Source organism: Paraburkholderia hayleyella, assembly GCF_009455685.1.
Lineage (GTDB): Bacteria > Pseudomonadota > Gammaproteobacteria > Burkholderiales > Burkholderiaceae > Paraburkholderia > Paraburkholderia hayleyella.
Genome location: NZ_QPES01000001.1, coordinates 2,173,167 through 2,196,025 on the forward strand (window position 1 = coordinate 2,173,167; position 22,859 = coordinate 2,196,025).

Below are 22,859 nucleotides of genomic sequence, written 5' to 3' on the forward strand. Positions count from 1 at the left end.
GTCAAAAACGGAAAATACGAAAACAGCCGTTTAACGATTAATTGCAGTATTAACCGCGCAACCGTGCGCCATAAACTCGAGCCAGACGATCCACCAGGGTCCGAATGGCCAGATCAACCGTTTCGTCCTGAAGGGTCCCGCCAGTATCTTGCAAGGTAATACGGAACGCAAGGCTTTTCTCGTGCGCGGCCAAACCACTGGAAGTATTTGATTTTGGACGAAATTCATCGAAAAGTGCGACCCGCTGAATGCTCTTGCAAGCGGTTTCGGAAAGCGCTTGATGCATCTCGTCAAGCAATGCCTGGGCTTCGATTTTTTGTTCGACGACCACGGCAATATCACGCCGCACTGGCGGAAATTTCGATACTTCCGATGGATGCGGTAATACCCGCTGAATTAATGCATCGGCTTCAATTTCAAACAAAATTGGCGCATGAGATAAATCATATTTTTGCATCCAGCGCGGATGAAGTTCACCGATCCAGCCAACGTTTTTACCCCCCAGTTCAATCCGCGCACTGCGCCCCGGATGCAACGCCGGATGTTCCGCCTTGACGAAACGGGCCACTGCCGGTGCCAGCAACGCCTCCAGATCACCTTTGACATCGAAATAATCAACTGGGCGCGAAGGCGCGCCCCATTGGTCTTCGAGCGTGGGGCCATACGCTAATGCACCCAGCATCTTCGGCTGGGCAAAGCCTTCGACGCTCATCTCGCTAGCCTTGATTGCCGGGTCAGACAAAAACATACGGCCGACCTCGAACAGGCGAATTCGCTCCGCGCGCCGGTTCAGGTTATGGCGCAACACACTGATCAGGCTGCCAAACAAGGTGGTGCGCATGACTGAAAGCTGGCTCGCAATGGGATTCAGTAACCGGACCGGGTTGCTGTTCCCCGCGAAATCCTGCTCCCATTCGGCATCGACGAAACTGAAGTTGACTGTTTCTGCGTAATCACGTGCTGCCAGCGCATGGCGAATCGTGTGAACCGAGCGTTGCGTTTCGTTCGTCGCCCGCATTGCGCTAGACGCAACGGGTGGGAGCGCTGGAATATTCTCGAAACCGTAAATGCGTGCGACTTCTTCAATCAGGTCTTCTTCGATTTCGATATCGAACCGGTAAGGCGGCGGCGTGACCGAAAACGTGTCGTCGCTGCATTCAAATACCAGACCGAGGCGTGTGAAAATTTCAGCGATCTGCTGCGCCTCAACCGGAATGCCCAGAATCCGCCGGGCCCGCGACACGCGCATGCTGACCGGCAAGCGCCGAGGCAAGTTGACGCATTGATCGTCGACCGGGCCTGCCGAGCCGCCACAAATATCCAGAATGAGCTGGGTAATGCGCTCGAGATGCTCGACTGTCGTCGAATAATCGACACCCCTCTCGAAACGATGAGCGGCGTCCGTCGTGAAGTTATATTTGCGCGCCCGCCCACGGATACTATCCGGCCACCAGAACGCGGCCTCGAGATAAATATTCGTGGTTTCGAGCGACACCGCCGTACTGTCGCCACCCATGATTCCGGCCAAGCTTTCGATCTGCTGCTCGTCGGCAATCACACCGACCCGCTCATCGAGCTCGATCGTGTTGCCGTTTAATAGTTTGAGCGCCTCACCACGCTGGGCCCAGCGCACTTCCATGCCACCGTGAATCTTGTCGAGATCGAAAACGTGTGAGGGCCGCCCCAGTTCGAGCATCACGTAGTTCGAAATATCAACCAGCGCGGAAATGCTTCGTTGCCCGGAGCGCTCCAAACGCTCAACCATCCATTGCGGTGTCATTGCCCGTGCATTAACGCCGCGGATCACTCGTCCGGAAAACCGGCCGCATAAATCAGGGGCTGAAATTTTGACCGGCAATACCTCGTTCAGCGTCACCTTTGCCGGCTTGATGTCGAGCGGATGCAATGGCGCGCCGGTGATCGCGGCGGTTTCGCGTGCCACACCGAACACCGACAGACAATCGGCCTTGTTCGGCGTCAGTTTGATTTCAAAGATCGTGTCATCGAGATTAAGCGTCTCACGGATATCCTGACCCACTGGCGTCGCTGGCGGCAAGATCAGCAAACCGCTGTGATCTTCTGACAGCTTGAGCTCGCGCGCCGAACACAGCATTCCTTCGCTTTCCACGCCACGCAGTTTTGAGCGCTTGATGGCAAATGGCGCTCCACCCTCCTCGGCTGGAGGCAACTGTGCGCCGACAAGCGCGACTGGCACCTTGATACCCGGCGTCACATTCGGCGCGCCACAGACGATGGTCAGTGGTGTTCCTGTCCCGGCATCCACCTGACATACGTTGAGCTTGTCCGCGTCGGGATGTTTCACGACCTCAAGCACCTGACCCACGACAATCATCGAAGTCGGCGGCGCTACAGGGCGCAACGCTTCGACTTCGAGGCCAGCCATCGTCAGCGCATGCGATAACGCCTCGGTAGTCAATGGTGGGGCAACGAAGGTTCTAAGCCAGGATTCAGGAAATTGCATGGTTCTTTACGTTCTCAACAGGTTGGATCATTGACCGCGCGACTAGCTTCACACCAGGGGTAAAACGCCGCAATGAACGAAGCGGGCACATCGGCAGACAAATAATGGTCACTGCCGGGCCACTTGGATATCAGGCGAATTGCCGCAGAAAACGCAAATCGTTCTCGAAAAACAGGCGCAAATCTTCAACGCCATAACGCAGCATGGCTAGCCGTTCGAGGCCACTGCCAAAGGCAAAGCCGATATAGTGCTCAGGATCGAAACCCATGTTGCGGATAACCGTTGGATGAACCTGGCCCGAGCCAGAAATTTCGAGCCACTTACCCGCATGCTTGCCGTGCTCGAACATCATGTCGATCTCGGCGGAAGGCTCGGTAAACGGAAAATAGGACGGCCGAAAGCGCACAAGAATATCGTCGCGCTCGAAGAATTTTTTAAGAAAATCGGTGTACACGCCCTTGAGATCAGCAAAGCTAATATGCTCGTCAATCCAGAGGCCCTCAACCTGATTGAACATCGGCGAATGGGTTGCATCGCTATCGACACGATACGTGCGTCCTGGCGCAATCACCTTCACCGGGGGTGTGCTGCTGCGGGCATAGCGCACCTGCATTGGGCTGGTGTGCGTGCGCAATAACAGCTGACGGCCATCAGTATCCTTACCGTCGATATAGAACGTGTCCTGCATGGAGCGGGCAGGATGATTCTCCGGGCTATTGAGTGCCGTGAAGTTGTACCAGTCAGTCTCAATCTCGGGACCATCCGCGACATCGAAACCAATCGTGCGGAAAATCTGTTCGACACGCTCCCAGGTCCGCATCACCGGATGCAGGCTCCCGGCGCCAGCACCCCGGCCGGGTAGCGTGACATCAATGGCTTCCGCAGTCAGACGCTGATTGAGCAATGCGTCTGCCAGTGCCTGACGGCGGGCATTCAATGCGGCTTCGACCTGCTGCTTGAGCGCATTGATCCGCGCGCCCTCGGACTTGCGCGTTTCGGGATCGAGCTTGCTTAGGCCCTTCAGCAGTTCGGTCAACGCGCCTGCCTTGCCGAGAAAACGGGCTTTTTCGTTTTCAAGCGCAGTCACATCAGGCGCCTGTTCAAACGCCTGCTGCGCGTCGGTGACAATCTGATCCAGATTCATTGATCCCATCATTTCAACGTCTTTATTCAATTGGAACAAAACGGGTTCGACCAACAAAAACGGGGCTCGGTAAGGAGCCCCGTTTTTGTTGCAGCGTCACCGGAAAACCGGGTATTCGCTACAACAAACCACGCAGTGAACGCGCAGTTTAATCACCCAATACGAACAGCGCGAATCCAGCGCGAACCCAGTGGGTAATCAGGCTGCGACGGCGGCTTTCACCTGCTGCACGATTGCGGCAAAAGCCGCTTTGTCGAACACAGCCATGTCAGCCAGCACTTTGCGGTCCAGTTCAATCGAAGCCTTTTTCAGACCATTGATGAACACGCTGTAGGTCATGTCATGCTGACGCACCGCCGCGTTGATACGCGTGATCCATAGTGCGCGGAACACCCGTTTCTTGTTGCGGCGATCACGGTAGGCATACTGGCCTGCGCGCATAACCGCCTGCTTGGCGATACGGTAGACATTATTACGACGGCCGCGGTAACCCTTGGCCAGCTTGATGATTTTTTTGTGACGGGCCCGTGCGGTAACCCCACGTTTGACTCTAGGCATGTTTCGCTCCTGTGAGTTATCGGTTAAGGGTTAAGCGAACGGCAACATTGCGCGAACAGAGCTCATATCAGAATCATGAACTGCTGTTGAACCGCGCAAATGACGTTTGTTCTTGGTGGTTTTTTTGGTCAGAATGTGGCGCTTGAAGGCCTGACCGCGCTTGACGGTACCGCCCGGACGCACCACGAAGCGCTTTGCAGCGCTCTTCTTGGTCTTCATCTTCGGCATAACAACTCCATTATTTGATGGATATGGGTGTGCGGTCGGCCCTGACAGCCCTTCATCCGCCCTTCGAAACCCACTCCACTTGGTATGCAGCGAGCCCGCCATGCAGGCTGCCGCGTTTCGGCAATCGCATGTACTGAATGCATGCTATTGCCAAAATCCATCGTGTTCCGCTGTTACAGCGGCCCATGTTCTGCCAGGACAGCGAACGTGAAGCCACGGGCCTCACGCGGTGCTGTCTTACTTCTTTTTCTTGGGGGATAGCACCATGACCATCTGCCGCCCTTCCATCTTTGGCATCTGCTCAACCTGGCCTACCTCATCCAGATCGGTGCGCAAGCGCTCCAGCACACGCATACCGATTTCCTGGTGAGCCATTTCACGGCCACGGAAACGCAACGTGATTTTCGTCTTGTCACCATCATCCAGAAAGCGAATAAGATTGCGCAGCTTGACGTTGTAATCGCCGTCATCGGTGCCCGGGCGGAATTTTACTTCCTTCACCTGGACTACCTTCTGCTTAAGCTTCGCCTCGTGCTGCTTTTTCGCTTCCTGGTACTTAAACTTGCCGTAATCCATCAAACGGCAGACTGGGGGCTCTGCCTGTGGGGCAATTTCCACCAGATCCACATCCTGCTGTTCCGACATGCGGAAAGCATCAGCGAGTTTCACAATGCCGAGAGGTTCGTTTTCGACCCCGACCAGACGCACCTCGGGTGCAGTTATTTCCCCGTTGATGCGATGCGACGACTTATCAGTAGCGATGTTACGTTTCCTCTAAAAATTAAAAAAACGAGCCGCGCTGCCAGGTGGTTTTACCTGAAGGCCTGCACATCCTCGCGCAGGCGCTCAGTGAACGCATCGACCGGCATGACACCCAGATCGACGCCGCCACGGGCACGCACGGCCACTGTTTGTGCTTCACGCTCTTTGTCGCCGACCACAAGCAGGTACGGTACCTTTTCCAGCGTGTGCTCGCGTATTTTATAGCTAATCTTCTCATTGCGCAAATCAGCCTCTGCCCTAACCCCTTGTTTTTGCAATGATTGAACCAGCGTTTCAGCGTATTCGGCCTGATTTTGCGCGATATTCATCACGACAACCTGCATTGGGGCCAGCCAGGCTGGCATCGCGCCCGCATGATGCTCAAGCAAAATGCCCAGAAACCGCTCCATCGAGCCAACGATTGCCCGGTGCAACATCACCGGCCTGCGGCGCGAGTTGTCTTCCGCCACATACTCGGCACCCAGGCGCTCAGGCAGCACCATGTCGAGCTGCAGCGTGCCACATTGCCATGAGCGGCCCAGTGCGTCCTTGATGTGATATTCGATCTTCGGACCATAGAACGCGCCCTCGCCGGGCAACTCTTCCCATGTCAGGCCACACGCCGTCAGCGCATCGCGCAACCCCTGTTCCGAGCGATCCCATGTCTCATCCGTGCCAGCGCGTGAATCCGGGCGCAGCGACAGCTTGATCTCAATGTGATCAAAGCCGAAATCCTGGTACACGCTCATTGCCAGCGTATTGAATGCAATCGATTCGCTAATGAACTGCTCTTCAGTACAGAAAATATGCGCGTCATCCTGGACAAATCCCCGCACACGCATCAGCCCGTGCAGCGCCCCCGACGCTTCATTGCGATGGCACGAACCGAACTCGGCGTAACGCAACGGCAGATCACGGTATGACCTCAAACCGTGATTGAACACCTGAACGTGCCCGGGACAGTTCATCGGCTTAATCGCGTAATCGCGCTTTTCCGATTCTGTCGTGAACATGTTTTCACGGTAGTTCTGCCAGTGGCCCGACGCCTCCCAAAGCGAGCGGTCCATGATCATGGGCGTCTTTATTTCAAGATAACCCGCCCGATCCAGACGGCGCCGCAGATATTGCTCGACCTGTTGCCATAAGGTCCAGCCACGTGGATGCCAGAACACCATACCAGGCGACTCGTCTTGCATGTGAAAAAGGTCGAGCTGCTTACCCAGCTTGCGGTGATCGCGCTTTTCAGCTTCTTCAAGCATGTGCAAATACGCATCCTGGTCTTCCTTGCGAGCCCAGGCTGTACCGTAAATACGTTGCAATTGCTCATTTTTTGAATCGCCGCGCCAATATGCACCAGCGACTTTCATCAGCTTGAAAACTTTCAGCTTGCCTGTTGAGGGCACGTGCGGCCCCCGGCAAAGATCCGTGAAACCGCCATGCGAATACAGTTTGATTTCGTCCGATGCCGGAATGGATTCGATGATCTGTGCCTTGTACGTTTCACCCAGGCTCTTGAAGTAAGCGACAGCCTCATCACGCGACACCACCCGGCGGGAGACGGGTTCGTCTTTTTTTGCCAGCTCCTGCATGCGTTTTTCGATCTTTTCCAGATCTTCTGGCGTGAATGGGCGGCTGTAGGCGAAATCATAGAAAAAACCATTTTCGATCACCGGCCCGATAGTGACTTGCGCCTCCGGATACAGCTCCTTGACCGCATACGCCAGCAAATGAGCGGCGGAGTGACGAATGATTTCGAGACCATCAGCGTCTTTGTCCGTCACGATGGCAAGCGATGCATCGCGCTCGATCAACGTCGACACATCGACCAGATCTCCATCAATCTTGCCGCCAAGTGCCGCCTTGGCAAGGCCAGGACCAATCGATGCCGCAACTTCTGCGACAGTCACGGGATGATCGTACTGTCGAACAGAACCGTCAGGCAGACGTACCGATACCATTGTGTTCTCCGTGAGGCCGACCGGTGCCGGCGCAAACAATATTCAGGGTTAGAAATAGAAAATTAAAAACAGGAAGGCAAAAAAAATGCGGCCCCGCTTTCGAGGGGCCGCATTTTTATTCACGCACACACATTCAAACAAACCGCAGTGGCGAAATGGCTCCTCGACTAGCGCCGCTCCGAAGTAGTTCCGGTCAACGTTCGCAGTGCCTGCAGTGCCATTACGCTGCCACCCCTTGCGCTTTTGACACACCCGAACCCGAGTGCGCCGAATTTTGCCTGACTGCCTGTGTGATACCTGCCTGGTACCAGATAGGTACCTATTTAATACTTGATGCTTGATACTTGTAAGGCACCGGGAGCAAGGTTGCTCCCGGTGCCTCGATTTCGTTGGTAGGCTCGATTGGACTCGAACCAACGACCCCCACCATGTCAAGGTGGTGCTCTAACCAGCTGAGCTACGAGCCTGAAAGAAAGAGATTATATGGGGTGCCTGATCAGTTGGCAAGCCTTTTGTGTTTGTTTTACTGCCCCAGTCCGTGTCCAAAAATGCAGCATAAAAAAACGAAAAAACGATGCGCAGAAAAAGTACCGAGCACCGGGCACCGGGCACCGCCAAACACAGCGGCACAACCCAGCGCTATCTCTTGCGCATCGCTCGCACCACGCCCGCCACTTCGGTCAACAGCGTGCAGGCGCGCTGAATCTGCGTGGCGCTTGATACTTCAACCGTGAATTGCATAAATGCCGCCTGCCGCCGCGTCTGTGTCTTCACGCCTGTCACGTTGATTTTTTCGCGTGAAAACACCTCAGAAATATCGCGCAGCAAGCCCTGACGGTCATTCGCTTCCAGCGCCAGATCAACGGGATACACCGACTGTCCCTGTCCACTCAGCACGTCCGCAGACCAGGTAGTCTGCAGCACACGCTCCGGAGCGCGCTCGGCCATTCGGATAAACGTCGGGCAATCACTACGATGCACCGACATGCCCTTGCCACGCGTCACAAAACCGCAAATCTCATCGGGCGGCGCAGGTCGACAACATCGCGCGAGCTGGGTCAGCAGCGCATCAACGCCCACCACGAGCACCCCCGTCGAGGCCCCCTGCGCCACACTCACGCCACTGCTGCGCTTTTCAAACTGGGCAGGCGTATCAGGCTGAACCACAGGCGCTGGCGCATCGTGCAACGCCTGTTCGACCTGGCGCAGGCTGAACTCTTCCTTGCCCACCGCCAAAAACAGGTCATCGGGAAGTTTAAAACCAAGCCTCGCGGCCAATTGTTCGAGATTGACCGATGTGCGACCCTCACGTTGCAAGGTCTTTTCGACCAGAGCCCGGCCTGCCGCGATGTTCTCCTGCAACTCGATCGTGTTGAACCATGCCCGGACTTTTTGCCGTGCCCGCGCGCTGCGCAGGTAACCCAGATGAGGATTAAGCCAGTCACGCGATGGCCCGCCCGTCTTCACGGCGATGATCTCGACCGTCTGACCGTTTTGCAACGGCGTATTGAGCGGCACCATCGCCCCCTCCACGCGCGCCCCCCGGCAACGGTGTCCTAGATCGCTGTGCAAGTGATACGCAAAATCGACCGGCGTCGCACCTTGTGGCAAGGCAATGACCCTCGCTTGCGGCGTCAGCACGTAAATGTGATCGTCATCAAGCGTCGCTTCGCGCAACTGTTTCCAGGGCCCGGTTGAGGCTACCTGAGCGATTCCGGTTCCAGCCTCGCTTCCGCTGTCGGATATATCGTCTTTCCATGCCAGCAACTGCCGCAGCCAGGCAATTTTTTCGTCGTATTTTTCGCTCGCGCTGAACTGGCCGCCATAACCACGCGTACCCGCTTCCTTATAGCGCCAGTGGGCCGCCACGCCATACTCCGCGAAGTGGTGCATCTCCTGGGTGCGAATCTGCACCTCGAAGGCCCGGCCATCATCGCCGATCACCACGGTATGCAACGACCTGTAGCCATTGGGCTTGGGCCGCGAAATGTAGTCGTCAAACTCCTTCGGCACCGGCTGCCACAGGTTGTGCACGATGCCAAGCACCGTATAGCAATCCTTGATGTCCGGCACGATGACGCGAAAGGCCCGAACGTCATACAGCTCGGCGAAATCCAGCTCCTTGCCGCGCATCTTGCGCCAGATGCTATAGATATGCTTCGGACGGCCGCTGACGTCCGCCTGGATTTGCGCTTCAGCCAGCTCTTGCTGCAGCCGGCTGATGGCCTGGGCAACGTAGGCTTCGCGCTCTACGCGCTTTTCGTCGAGCAGCCGGGCAATGCGGCGGTATGTGTCGGGCTCCTCGAAACGAAACGCGAGATCCTCCAGCTCCCATTTCAGTTGCCAGATGCCCAGACGGTTCGCCAGCGGCGCATAGATATCCAGCGTTTCCCGGGCAACCGTGGGCGCTGGCGCGACTTTCGCCGCCGCGTAATAACGCAATGATTGCAAGCGCGATGCCAGCCGGATCAGCACGACGCGAATATCCTGGGCAAACGCCAGCAACATCTTGCGCAGTGCTTCGACCTGCGTGCGGCGCGCAGCCTGGGCATCGCGCCCGGTCTCAGGGATCGGTGTCTGGGTGGCACGCAAGCTCACCGTGCCGAGACGCAGCAGCTTGCGCACATCGCCGACAAGATGCGCCACTTCAGCCCCAAAATGCTGGGCCAGAATGCGTTCTGGCTCATGCAGATACGGCGTCAGCGCGAAGAGTGCCGCAGCCAGCACGGTCGGTTGATCCACGTTCAACGCTCGCACAATGGCCGCTGTACCGGCCGCATGATCGGCCAGTAATTCACCCGAAGCAAAACGCACCTCGCCCGCATGCTCGCGCACAAAGGCCATCGCTTCATCGCAGGAAGGCATGGGGATCGTTTCAGCTTTGGTGCTATCAGTATTCATGACACGGCAAGCGCCCGTCCGGGCGCATCCATCAACACATGTTGCGAAGAAAATTCAACCGCGCTGAGCCGCCACCACGACCACTTCGACGAGACACTTCGGGTTGGCCAGTTTGGCTTCAACCGTGGCGCGCGGCGGTGTGGCTCCCTGTGCAACCCACGTATCCCAGACCGCATTCATGCCAGGAAAATGAATCATGTCCGAGATGAAAATCTGGACCGATAAAAGCCGCGATTTATCGCTATTGACTTCCGCCAGGAGGCGGTCGATATGGCCCAGCACTTCGCGGGTCTGGCCTTCGATATCTTGCTCTGTGTCTTCCGCAATCTGGCCAGCCAGATAAACAATGCCGTTGTACACGGCGATTTCGGAAAGACGCTTGCCAACGTGATGACGAGTCACTGTCATGAAATGTCCTGGTAATGGGAAGAAAGAAAGCGAAAAAATACGTGACGGGCCGCTGTGACTCCGCATCGGCGTAATGCCATACCCGTGCGGCAACGGCTGCGAGCTTCATGGAAGGAGACCATGCGCCCAAACCTTATCTCATATTATGACGTCGCGGCCTGCGTCATGGAAGAAGCGCCGCGCGATCTCAATTTGTGCGGCATCAACAAACGCGGGCGCATGGCCAACGTCCGCGATCTCAACGCTCGACACGGCATGCCCCTGCTCAATCATGCGCGCCACCGTTTGTGGCGAGAGCAAATCCGATTGTGCCCCACGCACCACCAGCACCTCACCCGTAAACGCTGCCAGCGCTTGCCACAGGATCGCTTCACCTAGTGCCGCTGCATCCGGCGTTATCGCGGCAAACGGTTGCGCAATGCGCGGGTCATAACGAAACTGCCAGGCGCCCTCGCGCTCCACCAGAAGCGGCGTATTGATTTCACGCCATTCATCGTCGCTCAACGGGCCAAAACTTTGCGCCAGTTGGGCGGACATGTCGATACCCTGCTGCAAGCTCGTGAACCGGAACGGTTGCCCCAGATAGGTCCCGATGCGCGCGAGCGCCGCCGGTTCGAGATGCGGCCCGACATCGTTGAGCAGCATTCTGCGCACGGGCGTTTCGGCAAGTCCTGCCAGCGCGAGGCCAATCAGCCCCCCCATCGACGTGCCAAACCAGTCTACCGTTGGCACATTGAGCCGGGCGATCAGCGTCACCATATCCGCGACGTACTGCGGCACGTTATAGCCGTTCGGATCGGCCAGCCATGAAGACAGGCCACGGCCTACGACATCAGGACACACCACGCGAAATGTCTGGGCCAGCGTTGCCGCGAGGCGATCGAAATCACGCCCGGAGCGCGCCAAACCGTGCACGCAAACCAGCACGCGCGGATTGGCTGGGTCACCCCATTCGGTATAGGCCATGCGATGCAGGCCCGTTGGGCTGGCGCACTGGACAAAATGCTGGCGCGGAATAACCACGCCAGCATTTTCAGGAAAAGCGGGAGATGAGGCGCTCATCGAAACATCCTTGGCAAAAGCAAAAGATCAATAGAAAAACAGCTAGCTAACAACGGAAGCCCGCCTGAACAATGAGCGCGACCCAAACCGTGAGCGATTTTAGCGGGCAAAGCATATCTGGATACGAGGGATCCCACTCGAGTAATTAAGCATATCCATATGCATGAGCGGCAATCCCGCTCATGCACTCAATATCATGAAGTCTCATCTAACCAATAGGAGTTAAAGATGATGAATGGAATCAGCAACAGTATGAACATCAACAACAATATGAACAATGTGGCAAGTCATGACATGTCTACCACCAGCGGAGTCACCAAAAGATCAGAAGAAGCCCCATACTCAGGGGGCAGGTGGAATAATTGTCCTCCACGCCACCCTGGTGTATGCAAGACGCAGTACGGGCCGCCAGACAAGCATCATTCGTCAATAGTGCAGTCACAGAGCCAGTCACAAGGCAATGGCATGCTCGCTAACATGATGCAATCCTTGAAGACGAAGTTGGGTGGAATGTGACAAGGTTCAAGCAAGCTCTTTGTATGTTATTTAATGTCTGATATCCGGGTATAACCACACCCGATTGATGCACACAACAGATCTAACGAGAACGGTTCGTTTTTTCTGTTCCGGCTTTGCTGCCAGTTGAAGGCAGCGCAAAAGCCAATTTAGGCTTCATGAGCGGAACTCTATTTCGTTTGTGAAGCCTTTTTTGCCTTCCGCCCTATCCGCCAGCATCTGGCTCACAGCACTCGCCTCAAACGACGCTGCTGTATGCGCGATAAAACCAGCCCCCTTCTTGAAGTGCCGAATCCATCCCGCAATATAGACACCTCGAGCCAGGCGGCATCGAATCATTCCTGCATGCAAACCAGTACTCGCGGATTATCGGATTATCGAACTAGCGGATTACACCATTCGGTATAGACCATGCGCTGCAAACCCACTTGACTGACGCACTGGACAAAATTCTGGCACGGAATAACCACTCCGAAATTATCAGGAAAAATGGGTAGCGAGGCACTCATCGAAACCTCTCTGACAAAAGCAAAAATTAATAAAAAAACAGCCAACCAATAATGAGATATTCCACTCAAGCTATTAATCTATTCATATATCGGAACGACAATTTCGTTAATTCCGTCAATATCATTAAATCTCCTCTAACCAACAGGAGTTGAAAATGATGAGTGGAATCAGCAATAGCATGGCAAGCTCTAACACAACTGCCACTAGCGGAAGAACCTCACGAGAAGTTGGCACAGAACCAGGGCAAACGACAAATAATTGCCCGCCGAGACACCCCGGTGTATGCAAACCCCAGTACGTACCTCCGAAGCCGACGCCAAAACCGCCGCCACCACCGCCACAGCAGATGAGACCGCCTCCTGGATACGGGCAGCAGGGGCCGCAAGGACCGCAGATGCCACCTCCTGGATACGGGCAGCAGGGGCCGCAAGGGCCGCAGATGCCACCTCCTGGATACGGGCAGCAGGGACCGCAAGGGCCGCAGATGCCACCTCCTGGATACGGGCAGCAGGGACCGCAAGGGCCGCAGATGCCACCTCCTGGATACGGGCAGCAGGGGCCGCAAGGGCCGCAGATGCCACCTCCTGGATACGGGCAGCAGGGGCCGCAGAGGCCGCCTCCTGGATACGGGCCGCAAGGACCGCAGACGCCACCTCCTGGATACGGGCAGCAGGGGCCGCAAGGGCCGCAGCAACCACAGATGCCGCGGCCGGTGCCAATGCCCATGCCGATGCAGCCGTCACCACCGCAGTTTCCGTCCCCTCCATCGTTTGGAGCGAATGGAAAGTAGTCTGAGGAAAATGTCATGCCAGCGCAGTCACAAAGCAGCACAAACATACTCGCCAGCATGATGCAATCCGTGAAGGCGAAGTTGGGTGGAATGTGATGAGGCTTCAGCAAACTCTTTGGAAACTAATATCCAATGTGCAGGTATTACCGTATCCGGTATTGTCCATACCTCAGTAGTTGGCGGGAATGATTCACTTTTTCTACTCCGGCTTCGCTTTCATTTGAAGGCTGTATAAAAGCGTCACGAGCGGGACTCTGTCCCATTCGTGACGCCTTGGGCGTCTTGCTAAAAAATATCAGTCAAACGTATTGCAAACCCTGCATTAAAACCTTTATCTCGCAGCACTCACATCAAGCAGCGCTCCTGTGTGCGCGGCAAAACCAGTCAGCCCTCCCCCACGTGCCGAATCTATCCAGCAGCGTGGACACCTCGAGCCAGGCGGCATCGAATCATTCCCGCATGCAAACCCGTACTCCCGGATTAACCGATTATCGGATTACGCCAGTCGATATATATAGGCTGTGTATAAGCTGTGCGTTGCAAACCCGTTGGACTGATGCAATGGATCGATTGAAGCTAATAAGCTATTCATATGCTTGCGCGACAGCCCTGCCAATACGTTCAATATCATGAAGTCTCACCTAACCAGTAAGGAGATGATTATGATGAACGGAATCGGTATCGCAAACCGTGGCATGTCTGCCGCAAACGATGCTTCAGCGGGTTTTCATGTCGGCATCACAGCAGGTGTCGGCAGTGAAATGGGAGCACGCTCAGCGCGAGGAATACCGTCCCGACATGATGATGCATTTGGCTCGAGACAAGAGCGGCGCCATGAAGAGCACCGGGCCGAACGCCATCTGACAAAAGCGATATCGACGTTGCTGCAGCATGGCATGGGTATGCTCGGCGGCCTGATGAAATCCATGACAGGTATGTTCGGCGGCCTCGGCTCCATGGGCGGGGGCTTCGGTGCCATGGGCGCAGGCATCGGTAAATTCTTTGGCGGCTAACGCGACACACAGGCATTGCCGAGACCGTTACCGCACGCGCTGCTGAATTGACTGATACGGGTCATTTTTTCATCCTAGTTTTTCGTTCACGTTCAGTCGAACGGCAGCGCGAAAGCCAAAACAGGTGCCATGGGCGGAACCTCAGTCCCATTCGTGGCACCCTTGTTGCCCGCGACCTTCGCGGGCAATCCAATCGCTACACGATGCAAACCGTAGCGGGCCACCCGCCTTTAGCGCACAGCGCTCACATCAAGCGGCGCCCCCGTGCGCGCGACGATCTCCGCCACGCTCACGCCAGTGGCCAGCTCAACCACTTTCAGGCCATCAGGCGTCACATCGATCACACCCAGATCCGTAATGATCCGGTCCACCACGCCAACGCCTGTTAGCGGCAAGGTGCAGGCTTCGAGAATCTTGTGCTGGTCACCCTTGGCCACGTGCTCCATTAGCACCACGACACGCTTGACCCCCGCCACCAGATCCATCGCGCCACCCATCCCCTTGATCATCTTGCCGGGGATCATCCAGTTCGCCAGATCGCCTGTCTTGCTGATCTGCATGGCGCCGAGAATGGCCAGGTTGATATGACCACCGCGAATCATGGCAAACGAATCCGCCGAAGAGAAAATCGACGAGCCCGGCAAGGTCGTCACGGTTTGCTTGCCCGCGTTGATCAGGTCGGCATCGACTTCGTCTTCGGTGGGTGAAGGGCCAATGCCGAGCAAACCGTTTTCCGACTGGAGCCAGACCTCGACACCGGGCGGCACATGGTTGGCTACGAGTGTCGGCAAGCCGATGCCGAGATTCACGTAAAAACCGTCTTGCAGTTCCTCTGCAGCACGCGCGGCCATTTCGTCACGAGTCCATGCCATGTCAGTCTCCTTTCGCGCGAACGATGCGCTGTTCGATGCGTTTTTCTGGATGTGCGTTGAGCACGATGCGCTGCACGAAAATACCCGGCGTATGAATGGCATCGGGATCAAGCGCGCCAGGTTCGACAATTTCTTCGACCTCTGCCACCGTGATCCGCCCCGCCATCGCACACAGCGGATTGAAGTTGCGCGCGGTATGACGATAGATCAGGTTGCCCGCCTTGTCGGCTTTCCAGGCCTTGACGAGTGCTACATCAGCGGTCAGCGAATGCTCAAGAACATATTGCTTGTCACCAAACTGGCGCGTCTCTTTGCCTTGTGCGATCAGCGTGCCGTAGCCGGTATTGGTGAAAAATGCCGGAATGCCCGCGCCGCCCGCGCGCAGCTTTTCAGCCAGTGTGCCTTGCGGCGTGAATTCGAGCTCAAGCTCACCAGACAGATACTGGCGTTCAAACTCCTTGTTTTCGCCGACATACGACGAAATCATTTTTTTGATCTGCCGTGTGTCGAGCAGCAAACCCAGGCCAAAACCATCGACGCCTGCGTTATTGCTGATGCAGGTGAGATCTTTCACCCCTGAATCGCGCAGCGCGCCAATCAGTGCCTCTGGAATGCCGCACAGCCCAAACCCGCCAACGGCAAATGTCTGGGCATCGTGGACGATGCCTTCGAGTGCGGCAGCCGCACTTTGATAGACCTTGTTCATCAATATGTTCCTTGCTTCCTGAAGTGCTTCCCGAGAGATTCGACAAGCAACGTGGCAACGGGCTGCACCATGGCCGCATGATGCGCTCCAAAGGGTACGCTGCCACCGCCTTGCGGCACAATACGCACAATTACATAAGTAGTCACCGCCAGCCAGCACCTGCTTCTTCGCCATGCCTGTTCTTGATTACCAGACTGCTTTTCATCTCGCGCCCGTGGGCCTCGTGCTGTCACGCGAGCGCACCATCCAGGACTGCAACGAGCCGCTCGCTGTGATTTTCGGCTACTCGCGCGCGGCACTGCTGGGACAGTCGTTTCAACTGCTCTATCCCTCCGCAGATGAGTTCGAACGCATGGGAGAGCGTATTTCACCGATCATGAGCGCCCAGGGCAGCTACGCCGATGACCGCATCATGAAGCGCGCTAACGGAGAACTGTTCTGGTGCCATGTGACGGGACGCTCGCTCGAACTGACGCAACCGCATGCCGCCGGTGTCTGGACCTTCGAAGACCTGAGCGCGACGCGCCGGGTCACCGTTGAGCTCACCCCGCGTGAGCGGGAAATCGCGGCCCAGCTCGCCACCGGCAAAACCAGCAAGCAAATTGGCCGGACACTCGAAATCAGCCCTCGCACGGTTGATGTTTATCGTGCACGGCTGATGCGCAAGTACGGTTCAACGAATACCACCGAGCTACTGCAACGTCTGCTCAGACATTGAGCGCGCAGGAAGCGTGCGTCTCCAGGCCCTGGCGTCTTGCGCCAGAGCCCTGGCCAACCCGCTCAAACGCAAATACAAAATCAGGCCTGGATGGCACGTTCAATGGCCGCCCGCAACACATCCGGCACCGGTACCGATTTACCTGCTGCGTAATCAATCCATACGCAACGCGCCGTACCCTGGGCATACAGCGTCTGCGGCTCGTCGGCACGCGTTAGCTCGAAGCGGGTGTCAAAGCTGCTGCGCCCCGGGCGGGCCGCGCTCATTCGGCCAATGACGTCCCCCGGATAATGCAATTGCCGTAAAAATTCCATCGACGCATTCACCAGTACCGGGCCCTGCCCCGCCTGACGGCTATCCGCGAGATCGAGCTGCTCGAACCAGCTGATCCGCACCTGCTCCATGTAGCGGAAGTACACGGTGTTATTGACGTGGCCAAAGGCGTCCATATCGCCCCAGCGAATCGGCAGCGACATCTGAAAAACTGCGTGGTAATCGTTCATCGCGTTCATCGCGTTCATCGCGTTCATCGCGTTCATCGCATTCATCGTGTTCACCGTGTTTCATCAGCCAATGGAAACAGGAGGCAGAGCAGGTGGCCGGACACCTTCATGTCGCCTCAAACCAGCCCGAAACCATCGTCGGCGGTAATGATCGAGCCGTTAATAAATTGCGACTCATCGGCTGCAAGCAGCAGCAACAGGCCGTCGAGGTCTTCAGGTACGCCCACTCGTTGTCGTGGCAGTTGCGCAATCAGTTTTTGCCCCTGCTCCGTGGCCCAGCGGTGATGATTGAGTTCGGTGTCGATGTAGCCCGGGCAGATCGCGTTCACGTTGATGCCATGACGTCCCCACTCCTGCGCCATCGCCCGGGTCATGTGGATCACCGCGGCCTTGCTCATCGAATACAGGCCAATTTGCGGCAACACGCGCATGCCTGCCACCGAAGCAATGTTGATAATCCGGTAGCCCGGCTTGGTGACGCTGTCGTTGCGCCGGAGCATGCGTTTGGCGACTTCCTGCGCGACAAAAAAAGCCCCGCGGGTATTGGTGTCGAAAATGAATTCGAAATCAGCAGGGGTGACCTCGGCAAGTTTCTGATGAGCCGAAACACCTGAATTGTTCACCAGGATATCGATCGTGCCCGCTTCGGTTTCCGCATGCGCGATGGCGGACTTGATGCTTTGATAATCGGTGACGTCCAGCGACACCACGTGCGCGGCACCACCCGACGCTTCGATTTCGGCACGCAGCTCTTTAAGCCGTTCCGTGCGGCGACTGGCCAGCACAACCTTCGCACCCGCTTGCGAGAGCACTTGTGCAAACCGCTTGCCCAACCCGCTCGACGCGCCAGTAATCAGCGCAACTTTGCCTTCCAGATTAATCGAACGGCCCATGTCATTCCTTCATTTCAATAGTTTCGAGTAGTAACGCAAACTGCTGCGGCCAGGCCGCAAACGATGCGGAGAAAAGATAGTGTAAGAGGCGCGATGAAAGACCCGACGAACCTGCGACACCGTATCACACCAATAGAACGATCGTGCTAATTCATGCGCATCCGGTTGCGGCGTCCGGACCGTTCGCTGACAATACGTCCCCGTGTGGTCCCCAAAGAATCCCCAACCATCTCGAAAAAGTATTTTAACGGCAAGAGGAGCATCAATGACCCCCGCAAGCCTCATCGAGCAGTACGGCCCGCGCGAATCCATGGAATACGACGTGGTGATCGTCGGAGGTGGCCCGGCAGGCTTGTCCGCGGCGATCCGGCTCAAACAGCTGGCGCTGGCAAAAGGCGTCGAAACCAGTGTGTGCATCCTCGAAAAAGGCTCGGAAATCGGCGCACATATTTTGTCAGGGGCGGTGATGGACCCGCGCGCGCTGACCGAACTCATCCCCGAATGGAAAGAAAAAGGCGCGCCACTGAATGTCGAGGTCAGCGAGGACCGTTTCATTTTTCTCGGCGAGCGCAGCGCCAGGCAGGTGCCGCACTGGGCCCTGCCCGCGATTTTTCGCAACGAGGGCAACTACGTCGTCAGCCTGGCGAATGTCGCGCGCTGGCTCGGGCAACAGGCAGAGGCGTTAGGCGTCGAGATTTTCCCCGGCTTTCCCGCAGCGGAAGTGCTGTATCACGAGGATGGTTCGGTCAAGGGCGTGGTCACCGGCAACATGGGCATCGGCCGCGACGGCCAGCCCACGGAGAATTTCCAGCTCGGCATGGAACTGCATGCGAAATACACGCTGTTTTGTGAAGGTGCGCGCGGCCACCTCGGGCGCCAGCTTCACGAGCGCTTCCAGCTGCGCGATGGCGCCGATCCGCAGACGTATGGCATTGGCCTCAAGGAACTATGGGAAATCGACCCGTCCATGCACCAACCCGGCCTCGTGCTCCACACCGCCGGCTGGCCGCTCAAAAACGATACCTATGGCGGCTCGTTCCTTTATCACATGGATCACAACCAGGTCATGATCGGTTTTGTCGTAGGGCTGGGCTATTCCAATCCCTATCTGTCGCCCTTCGAAGAATTTCAGCGCTACAAGACTCATCCCGCGATTCGCACTTTTTTGCAAGGCGGCAAACGCGTGTCGTATGGCGCGCGGGCCATTACGGCGGGCGGCCTGATGTCACTGCCCAAGCTGGTGTTTCCGGGTGGCGCGCTGGTGGGAGACGATGCGGGCTTTCTCAATGCCTCGCGCATCAAGGGCAGCCACGCTGCGATCAAGACCGGCATGCTGGCGGCGCAGGCGGCCTTCGAGGCGCTGGCCGCCGGACGTGCGGCAGACGAGCTCAGTGCCTATCCAGAAGCCTTCCGCCAATCCTGGCTGCATACTGAGCTGCATCGCGCCCGCAACTTCAAGCAGTGGATGAGCCGGGGCCTGTATCTGGGCACGCTGATGGTGGGCCTCGAGCAAAAACTGTTAGGCGGCAATGTGCCCTGGACGCTGCATCACAAGCATGCAGATCACGAAATGCTCAAGCCCGCCTCGCAATGTCAGCCCATTGAGTACCCGAAACCCGATGGCAAGCTGACCTTCGACCGGCTCTCGTCGGTGTTTATTTCGAATACCCATCACGAAGAAAATCAGCCGTCGCACCTGACGCTCAAGGATGCAACGGTTCCCATCAACGTCAACTGGCGTACCTATGCGGGCCCTGAGAGCCGCTACTGCCCGGCTGCCGTTTATGAATTCGTCAAGAACAACGACGGTAACGAACAACTCGTCATCAATGCGCAAAATTGCGTGCATTGCAAAACCTGCGACATCAAGGACCCCACGCAAAACATTGTGTGGGTGACGCCGGAAGGCGGCGGTGGACCGAACTACCCCAATATGTGAGACCTGTCACCTGTCACACGCAAGCGAACCCCGGCGCAAAGCCATCTCGCGCCGGGAAGCTAGCGTACATGTCACTGCACCTCACCAGGGCGGGAGCTAGCGAGCGCCACCAATTTTTGCCGCACCCGTTCCAGCACGGGCGCCCAGGCGCCGATCTCAGGCTGGCGCAGGAGTTCGATGGAATCGTACCAGGGCGTGCGCTGGTTCTGATGGCCCCAGAACCACGCCGAGATGTAATCGATCATCAGGCAGGTGGGGACACCCAACGCGCCAGCCAGATGGGCAGGCCCGCTATCGATCGTCACGACCAGATCCAGGTTGACCAGCAACGCGGCCACATCGTCAAAACCCGTTTCGAACTGCGCGGTCAGATCGATGACCTCCATGCCGCGTGTGCGCCATTGCTCCACGGTGCTCCCCCGCCCAGGCGAAAGCGCGAAGAAGGTGACGCCAGGCACCTGTAACAGGGGCTCAAGCTGCTCAGGCGCCATGGAGCGGCGCGCATCGCGGATGTGACCCGGATTGCCGTTCCACACCAGTCCGACCTTGGGTCGCCCCTCCGCTGCCACAGCGCTCACCCGTTCACGCCAGCGTGCGGCGCGCTCCGGATCAGCGCTCAGATAGGGCTGACCCCAGCCCTCGGCACTGAACACGCCGAGGCGCAGCGGCAGGCTCATCAGCCCGCAGTGGAAATCGGGATGCGTTTCAAGGGACGTTTCAAGCACTAGATCATCAGGCAGCATGCGTTCAATCAGATGCCGCAGCGGCCCGTCATGGCCGAAAATCACCCGCCCGCCCTCGCTGCGGGCCCGTTGCGCCAGCAGCGGCAAAAACCGCACAGCCCATAGGCAATCGCCCAGGCCCTGCTCGCCGTACACCACCAGCACCTTGCCCGCGAGGGATTCCCCCTGCCAATACGGGCTTTGCTTCGCCAGTACATGCTGCGCGCTGCGCGGGTTGTCAGCGAACGCGACGCGGACCTCATAGCGCGGCCAGCCAGCCGCATAGTCGGCGTTGTATAACTCGAGTTCGGACAAATCGAAACGCGTATAAATATTGTCCGGCTCGAGCGCGAGCGCATGCCTTAGCCCGGCCTCCGCTTCGGCAAAACGGCCTTGCTCCTTGAAAGACAACGCGAGCTTGTGATGCGTGAGCGGATCGTCAGGGCGCAAACGCACGACTTCACGCAAAAGCCGCTCGGCCTCGGCAAATTCATTTTTGGACTGCAACGCCGCGGCGCGCCACATCAACGCGTTCACATCCGTCGCGTCTTGCTGCAGCAAAACCGAGGTGGCCTCTTCGACCAAACTCCAGGCGCGCAGCCCAAAGGCCGTCTGGCCAATCGTGGACAGCAGCGCAGGTGCGCACGAGGCATCCATCTGATAAGCCAGCACGAGTGCCATCAAGGCCATCTGCCGCCGCTGGGAATCCGCTGCGGGATGTTGCAAGAGCGCCTGGCCCAGCAAAAACCAGTCGGTGGCGCGGGCCTCAGGCGATGTCGTGCGAGCAGACAAGCGTTCTATTTCACGCTCGAGGTCTGCCAAAGGAAGGTTTTGCGTCATTGTGACCGGGACATTCTGCTATTCAAGAGGAGCGCATAAGAAGCGCTTAAGGGGCGCTGGCGGCAATTCGAGGGGTCTCGACCTCGACCTCGCCGCATTGCGCACGATGGCGCAAGGCGTGGTCGATCAACACGAGAGCGAGCATCGCCTCGGCGATGGGCGTGGCGCGAATCCCGACACACGGATCATGCCGCCCAAAGGTTTCGACCACGGCGGGCTGCCCCGCTTTATCAATCGAGCGGCGCGGCGTGCGAATGCTCGACGTGGGTTTGATCGCCAGCGATACCGTGATGTCCTGTCCCGTCGAAATCCCGCCGAGAATGCCGCCCGCATGATTGCCAACGAAGCCCTCCGGCGTCAGTTCATCGCCATGCACCGAGCCACGCTGCGCGATGCTGGCGAAACCCGCGCCAATCTCGATGCCCTTCACCGCGTTGATGCCCATCATCGCGTGCGCGATGTCGGCATCGAGCCGGTCGAACAAGGGTTCGCCCAGCCCAACCGGCACCCCCGAGGCGACCACGTTGATCCGTGCGCCAATCGAATCGCCGTCCCGGCGCAAGGCATCGACATAGGCTTCGAGCTCGGGCACCAAAGCCGCATTGGCGGCAAAAAAGGGATTTTCACGCACATGCGACCAGTCGACGAAAGGCACCTCAATCTCGCCTAACGCCGCCATGTAACCGCGAATCCCGATGCCCATGCGCTCGCGCAGCCATTTTTTCGCCACGGCTCCAGCAGCCACGGTGGCAGCGGTCAGGCGCGCCGACGAGCGGCCGCCCCCGCGATAGTCGCGGATACCGTACTTCTGCCAGTAGGTGTAATCGGCGTGACCAGGGCGAAAGGTTTCGGTGAGATTGCCGTAGTCACCGCTGCGCTGGTCGGTGTTGCGGATCAGAAGGGCGATCGGTACGCCCGTTGTCTGCCCTGCGAAAACACCCGAGAGAATCTCAACCCGGTCTGCCTCCTGACGCTGCGTCACGTGACGCGACGTGCCCGGCTTGCGGCGATCGAGTTCTAGCTGGATGTCGTCCTCGACGAGGGCCATACCGGGCGGGCAACCGTCGATCACGCAACCCAGCGCGGGGCCGTGAGACTCGCCAAAGGTGGTAACGGTGAAAAGCTTACCGAGCGTATTGCCGGACATGATGGAGGTCCAAAAAAAGCGGAAATAAACAAATAGACAGCACGGAAGCCGCCATTATGCCAGCCGTGTCCGGGGCAATTGGGGCCGGTCGGGGCCGGTCGGGGCCCGCTTCAGCACAGAACAGGTATGCGGCGGGGAGGTGAGGAGGCGGGGAGGCGGGATTTCGAAGCGGATCTTAGCCCCGGAT

18 protein-coding genes and 1 tRNA gene are annotated in these 22,859 nt (G+C 57.5%); 3 read left to right on the top strand and 16 right to left on the bottom strand.

Annotated features, from left to right (window positions below; translation table 11 throughout):
- Window positions 1-49: 49 nt before the first annotated feature.
- The 10 genes from pheT to GH657_RS09750 all read right to left on the bottom strand — a co-directional run bounded on the left by pheT (window position 50) and on the right by GH657_RS09750 (window position 11,503).
- Window positions 50-2,482, bottom strand: a complete 2,433-nt coding sequence (gene pheT, locus GH657_RS09705; RefSeq protein ID WP_153100521.1) for a phenylalanine--tRNA ligase subunit beta — start codon at window positions 2,480-2,482, stop codon at window positions 50-52.
- A gap of 130 nt (window positions 2,483-2,612) precedes the next feature.
- Window positions 2,613-3,626, bottom strand: coding sequence for a phenylalanine--tRNA ligase subunit alpha (gene pheS, locus GH657_RS09710; protein ID WP_174769926.1), 1,014 nt, complete (start codon window positions 3,624-3,626; stop codon window positions 2,613-2,615).
- 198 nt (window positions 3,627-3,824) lie between these two features.
- Window positions 3,825-4,184, bottom strand: coding sequence for a 50S ribosomal protein L20 (rplT, locus tag GH657_RS09715; RefSeq protein WP_006052502.1), 360 nt, complete (start codon window positions 4,182-4,184; stop codon window positions 3,825-3,827).
- A 30-nt stretch (window positions 4,185-4,214) separates the two neighbouring features.
- A complete protein-coding gene (gene rpmI / locus GH657_RS09720; protein WP_153100523.1) occupies window positions 4,215-4,412 on the bottom strand; it encodes a 50S ribosomal protein L35 in 198 nt (65 codons plus the stop codon).
- A 237-nt stretch (window positions 4,413-4,649) separates the two neighbouring features.
- Window positions 4,650-5,174, bottom strand: coding sequence for a translation initiation factor IF-3 (gene infC, locus GH657_RS09725; protein WP_153100525.1), 525 nt, complete (start codon window positions 5,172-5,174; stop codon window positions 4,650-4,652).
- A 50-nt stretch (window positions 5,175-5,224) separates the two neighbouring features.
- Window positions 5,225-7,132, bottom strand: a complete 1,908-nt coding sequence (thrS, locus tag GH657_RS09730; RefSeq protein ID WP_153100527.1) for a threonine--tRNA ligase — start codon at window positions 7,130-7,132, stop codon at window positions 5,225-5,227.
- A 390-nt stretch (window positions 7,133-7,522) separates the two neighbouring features.
- A tRNA-Val gene (locus tag GH657_RS09735) sits at window positions 7,523-7,599 on the bottom strand.
- A 172-nt stretch (window positions 7,600-7,771) separates the two neighbouring features.
- Window positions 7,772-10,033 carry a RelA/SpoT family protein gene (locus GH657_RS09740; protein ID WP_153100529.1) on the bottom strand — a complete coding sequence of 754 codons (2,262 nt, stop codon included), beginning with the start codon at window positions 10,031-10,033 and terminating at the stop codon, window positions 7,772-7,774.
- A 54-nt stretch (window positions 10,034-10,087) separates the two neighbouring features.
- Window positions 10,088-10,441, bottom strand: a complete 354-nt coding sequence (locus GH657_RS09745) for a RidA family protein (protein WP_153100531.1) — start codon at window positions 10,439-10,441, stop codon at window positions 10,088-10,090.
- Window positions 10,442-10,579: 138 nt separating this feature from the next.
- Window positions 10,580-11,503, bottom strand: a complete 924-nt coding sequence (locus tag GH657_RS09750; protein WP_153100533.1) for an alpha/beta fold hydrolase — start codon at window positions 11,501-11,503, stop codon at window positions 10,580-10,582.
- Window positions 11,504-13,948: 2,445 nt separating this feature from the next.
- On the opposite strand from GH657_RS09750, the gene GH657_RS09755 reads away from it, so the two are divergent.
- Window positions 13,949-14,332, top strand: a complete 384-nt coding sequence (locus GH657_RS09755; RefSeq protein ID WP_153100534.1) for a hypothetical protein — start codon at window positions 13,949-13,951, stop codon at window positions 14,330-14,332.
- A gap of 230 nt (window positions 14,333-14,562) precedes the next feature.
- Here GH657_RS09755 and GH657_RS09760 read toward each other — a convergent pair whose 3' ends face one another.
- Both GH657_RS09760 and GH657_RS09765 read right to left on the bottom strand, forming a co-directional pair.
- Window positions 14,563-15,204, bottom strand: coding sequence for a CoA transferase subunit B (locus tag GH657_RS09760; RefSeq protein WP_153100535.1), 642 nt, complete (start codon window positions 15,202-15,204; stop codon window positions 14,563-14,565).
- Window position 15,205: 1 nt separating this feature from the next.
- The gene (locus GH657_RS09765) at window positions 15,206-15,910 is read right to left on the bottom strand and encodes a CoA transferase subunit A (protein ID WP_153100537.1); all 705 of its coding nucleotides are present in this window, start codon (window positions 15,908-15,910) and stop codon (window positions 15,206-15,208) included.
- Between the two features lie 172 nt (window positions 15,911-16,082).
- Here GH657_RS09765 and GH657_RS09770 point away from each other — a divergent pair, with 172 nt between their 5' ends.
- Window positions 16,083-16,628 carry a PAS and helix-turn-helix domain-containing protein gene (locus tag GH657_RS09770; RefSeq protein ID WP_153100539.1) on the top strand — a complete coding sequence of 182 codons (546 nt, stop codon included), beginning with the start codon at window positions 16,083-16,085 and terminating at the stop codon, window positions 16,626-16,628.
- An 80-nt stretch (window positions 16,629-16,708) separates the two neighbouring features.
- Here GH657_RS09770 and GH657_RS09775 read toward each other — a convergent pair whose 3' ends face one another.
- On the bottom strand, window positions 16,709-17,131 hold the full coding sequence (locus tag GH657_RS09775) for an acyl-CoA thioesterase (RefSeq protein WP_153101708.1): 423 nt from the start codon (window positions 17,129-17,131) through the stop codon (window positions 16,709-16,711).
- Between the two features lie 116 nt (window positions 17,132-17,247).
- A complete protein-coding gene (locus GH657_RS09780) occupies window positions 17,248-18,024 on the bottom strand; it encodes an SDR family oxidoreductase (protein WP_153100542.1) in 777 nt (258 codons plus the stop codon).
- A gap of 265 nt (window positions 18,025-18,289) precedes the next feature.
- Between GH657_RS09780 and GH657_RS09785 the strand changes: the two genes are divergently transcribed.
- Window positions 18,290-19,963, top strand: coding sequence for an electron transfer flavoprotein-ubiquinone oxidoreductase (locus GH657_RS09785; RefSeq protein WP_153100544.1), 1,674 nt, complete (start codon window positions 18,290-18,292; stop codon window positions 19,961-19,963).
- A 71-nt stretch (window positions 19,964-20,034) separates the two neighbouring features.
- Here GH657_RS09785 and GH657_RS09790 read toward each other — a convergent pair whose 3' ends face one another.
- Together GH657_RS09790 and aroC are read right to left on the bottom strand one after the other, a co-directional pair.
- Window positions 20,035-21,525 carry a glycosyltransferase family 9 protein gene (locus tag GH657_RS09790; RefSeq protein WP_153100546.1) on the bottom strand — a complete coding sequence of 497 codons (1,491 nt, stop codon included), beginning with the start codon at window positions 21,523-21,525 and terminating at the stop codon, window positions 20,035-20,037.
- Between the two features lie 46 nt (window positions 21,526-21,571).
- Window positions 21,572-22,672, bottom strand: a complete 1,101-nt coding sequence (gene aroC / locus GH657_RS09795; protein WP_153100547.1) for a chorismate synthase — start codon at window positions 22,670-22,672, stop codon at window positions 21,572-21,574.
- Window positions 22,673-22,859 lie beyond the last annotated feature (187 nt).

Coding starts and splice junctions, on each gene's coding strand:
- pheT (WP_153100521.1), bottom strand. CDS start 2,482: ATGCAATTTCCTGAATCCTGGCTTAGAACCTTCGTTGCCCCACCATTG.
- pheS (WP_174769926.1), bottom strand. CDS start 3,626: ATGAATCTGGATCAGATTGTCACCGACGCGCAGCAGGCGTTTGAACAG.
- rplT (WP_006052502.1), bottom strand. CDS start 4,184: ATGCCTAGAGTCAAACGTGGGGTTACCGCACGGGCCCGTCACAAAAAA.
- rpmI (WP_153100523.1), bottom strand. CDS start 4,412: ATGCCGAAGATGAAGACCAAGAAGAGCGCTGCAAAGCGCTTCGTGGTG.
- thrS (WP_153100527.1), bottom strand. CDS start 7,132: ATGGTATCGGTACGTCTGCCTGACGGTTCTGTTCGACAGTACGATCAT.
- GH657_RS09740 (WP_153100529.1), bottom strand. CDS start 10,033: ATGAATACTGATAGCACCAAAGCTGAAACGATCCCCATGCCTTCCTGC.
- GH657_RS09745 (WP_153100531.1), bottom strand. CDS start 10,441: ATGACAGTGACTCGTCATCACGTTGGCAAGCGTCTTTCCGAAATCGCC.
- GH657_RS09750 (WP_153100533.1), bottom strand. CDS start 11,503: ATGAGCGCCTCATCTCCCGCTTTTCCTGAAAATGCTGGCGTGGTTATT.
- GH657_RS09755 (WP_153100534.1), top strand. CDS start 13,949: ATGAAGTCTCACCTAACCAGTAAGGAGATGATTATGATGAACGGAATC.
- GH657_RS09760 (WP_153100535.1), bottom strand. CDS start 15,204: ATGGCATGGACTCGTGACGAAATGGCCGCGCGTGCTGCAGAGGAACTG.
- GH657_RS09765 (WP_153100537.1), bottom strand. CDS start 15,910: ATGAACAAGGTCTATCAAAGTGCGGCTGCCGCACTCGAAGGCATCGTC.
- GH657_RS09770 (WP_153100539.1), top strand. CDS start 16,083: ATGCCTGTTCTTGATTACCAGACTGCTTTTCATCTCGCGCCCGTGGGC.
- GH657_RS09775 (WP_153101708.1), bottom strand. CDS start 17,131: ATGAACGATTACCACGCAGTTTTTCAGATGTCGCTGCCGATTCGCTGG.
- GH657_RS09780 (WP_153100542.1), bottom strand. CDS start 18,024: ATGGGCCGTTCGATTAATCTGGAAGGCAAAGTTGCGCTGATTACTGGC.
- GH657_RS09785 (WP_153100544.1), top strand. CDS start 18,290: ATGACCCCCGCAAGCCTCATCGAGCAGTACGGCCCGCGCGAATCCATG.
- GH657_RS09790 (WP_153100546.1), bottom strand. CDS start 21,525: ATGACGCAAAACCTTCCTTTGGCAGACCTCGAGCGTGAAATAGAACGC.
- aroC (WP_153100547.1), bottom strand. CDS start 22,672: ATGTCCGGCAATACGCTCGGTAAGCTTTTCACCGTTACCACCTTTGGC.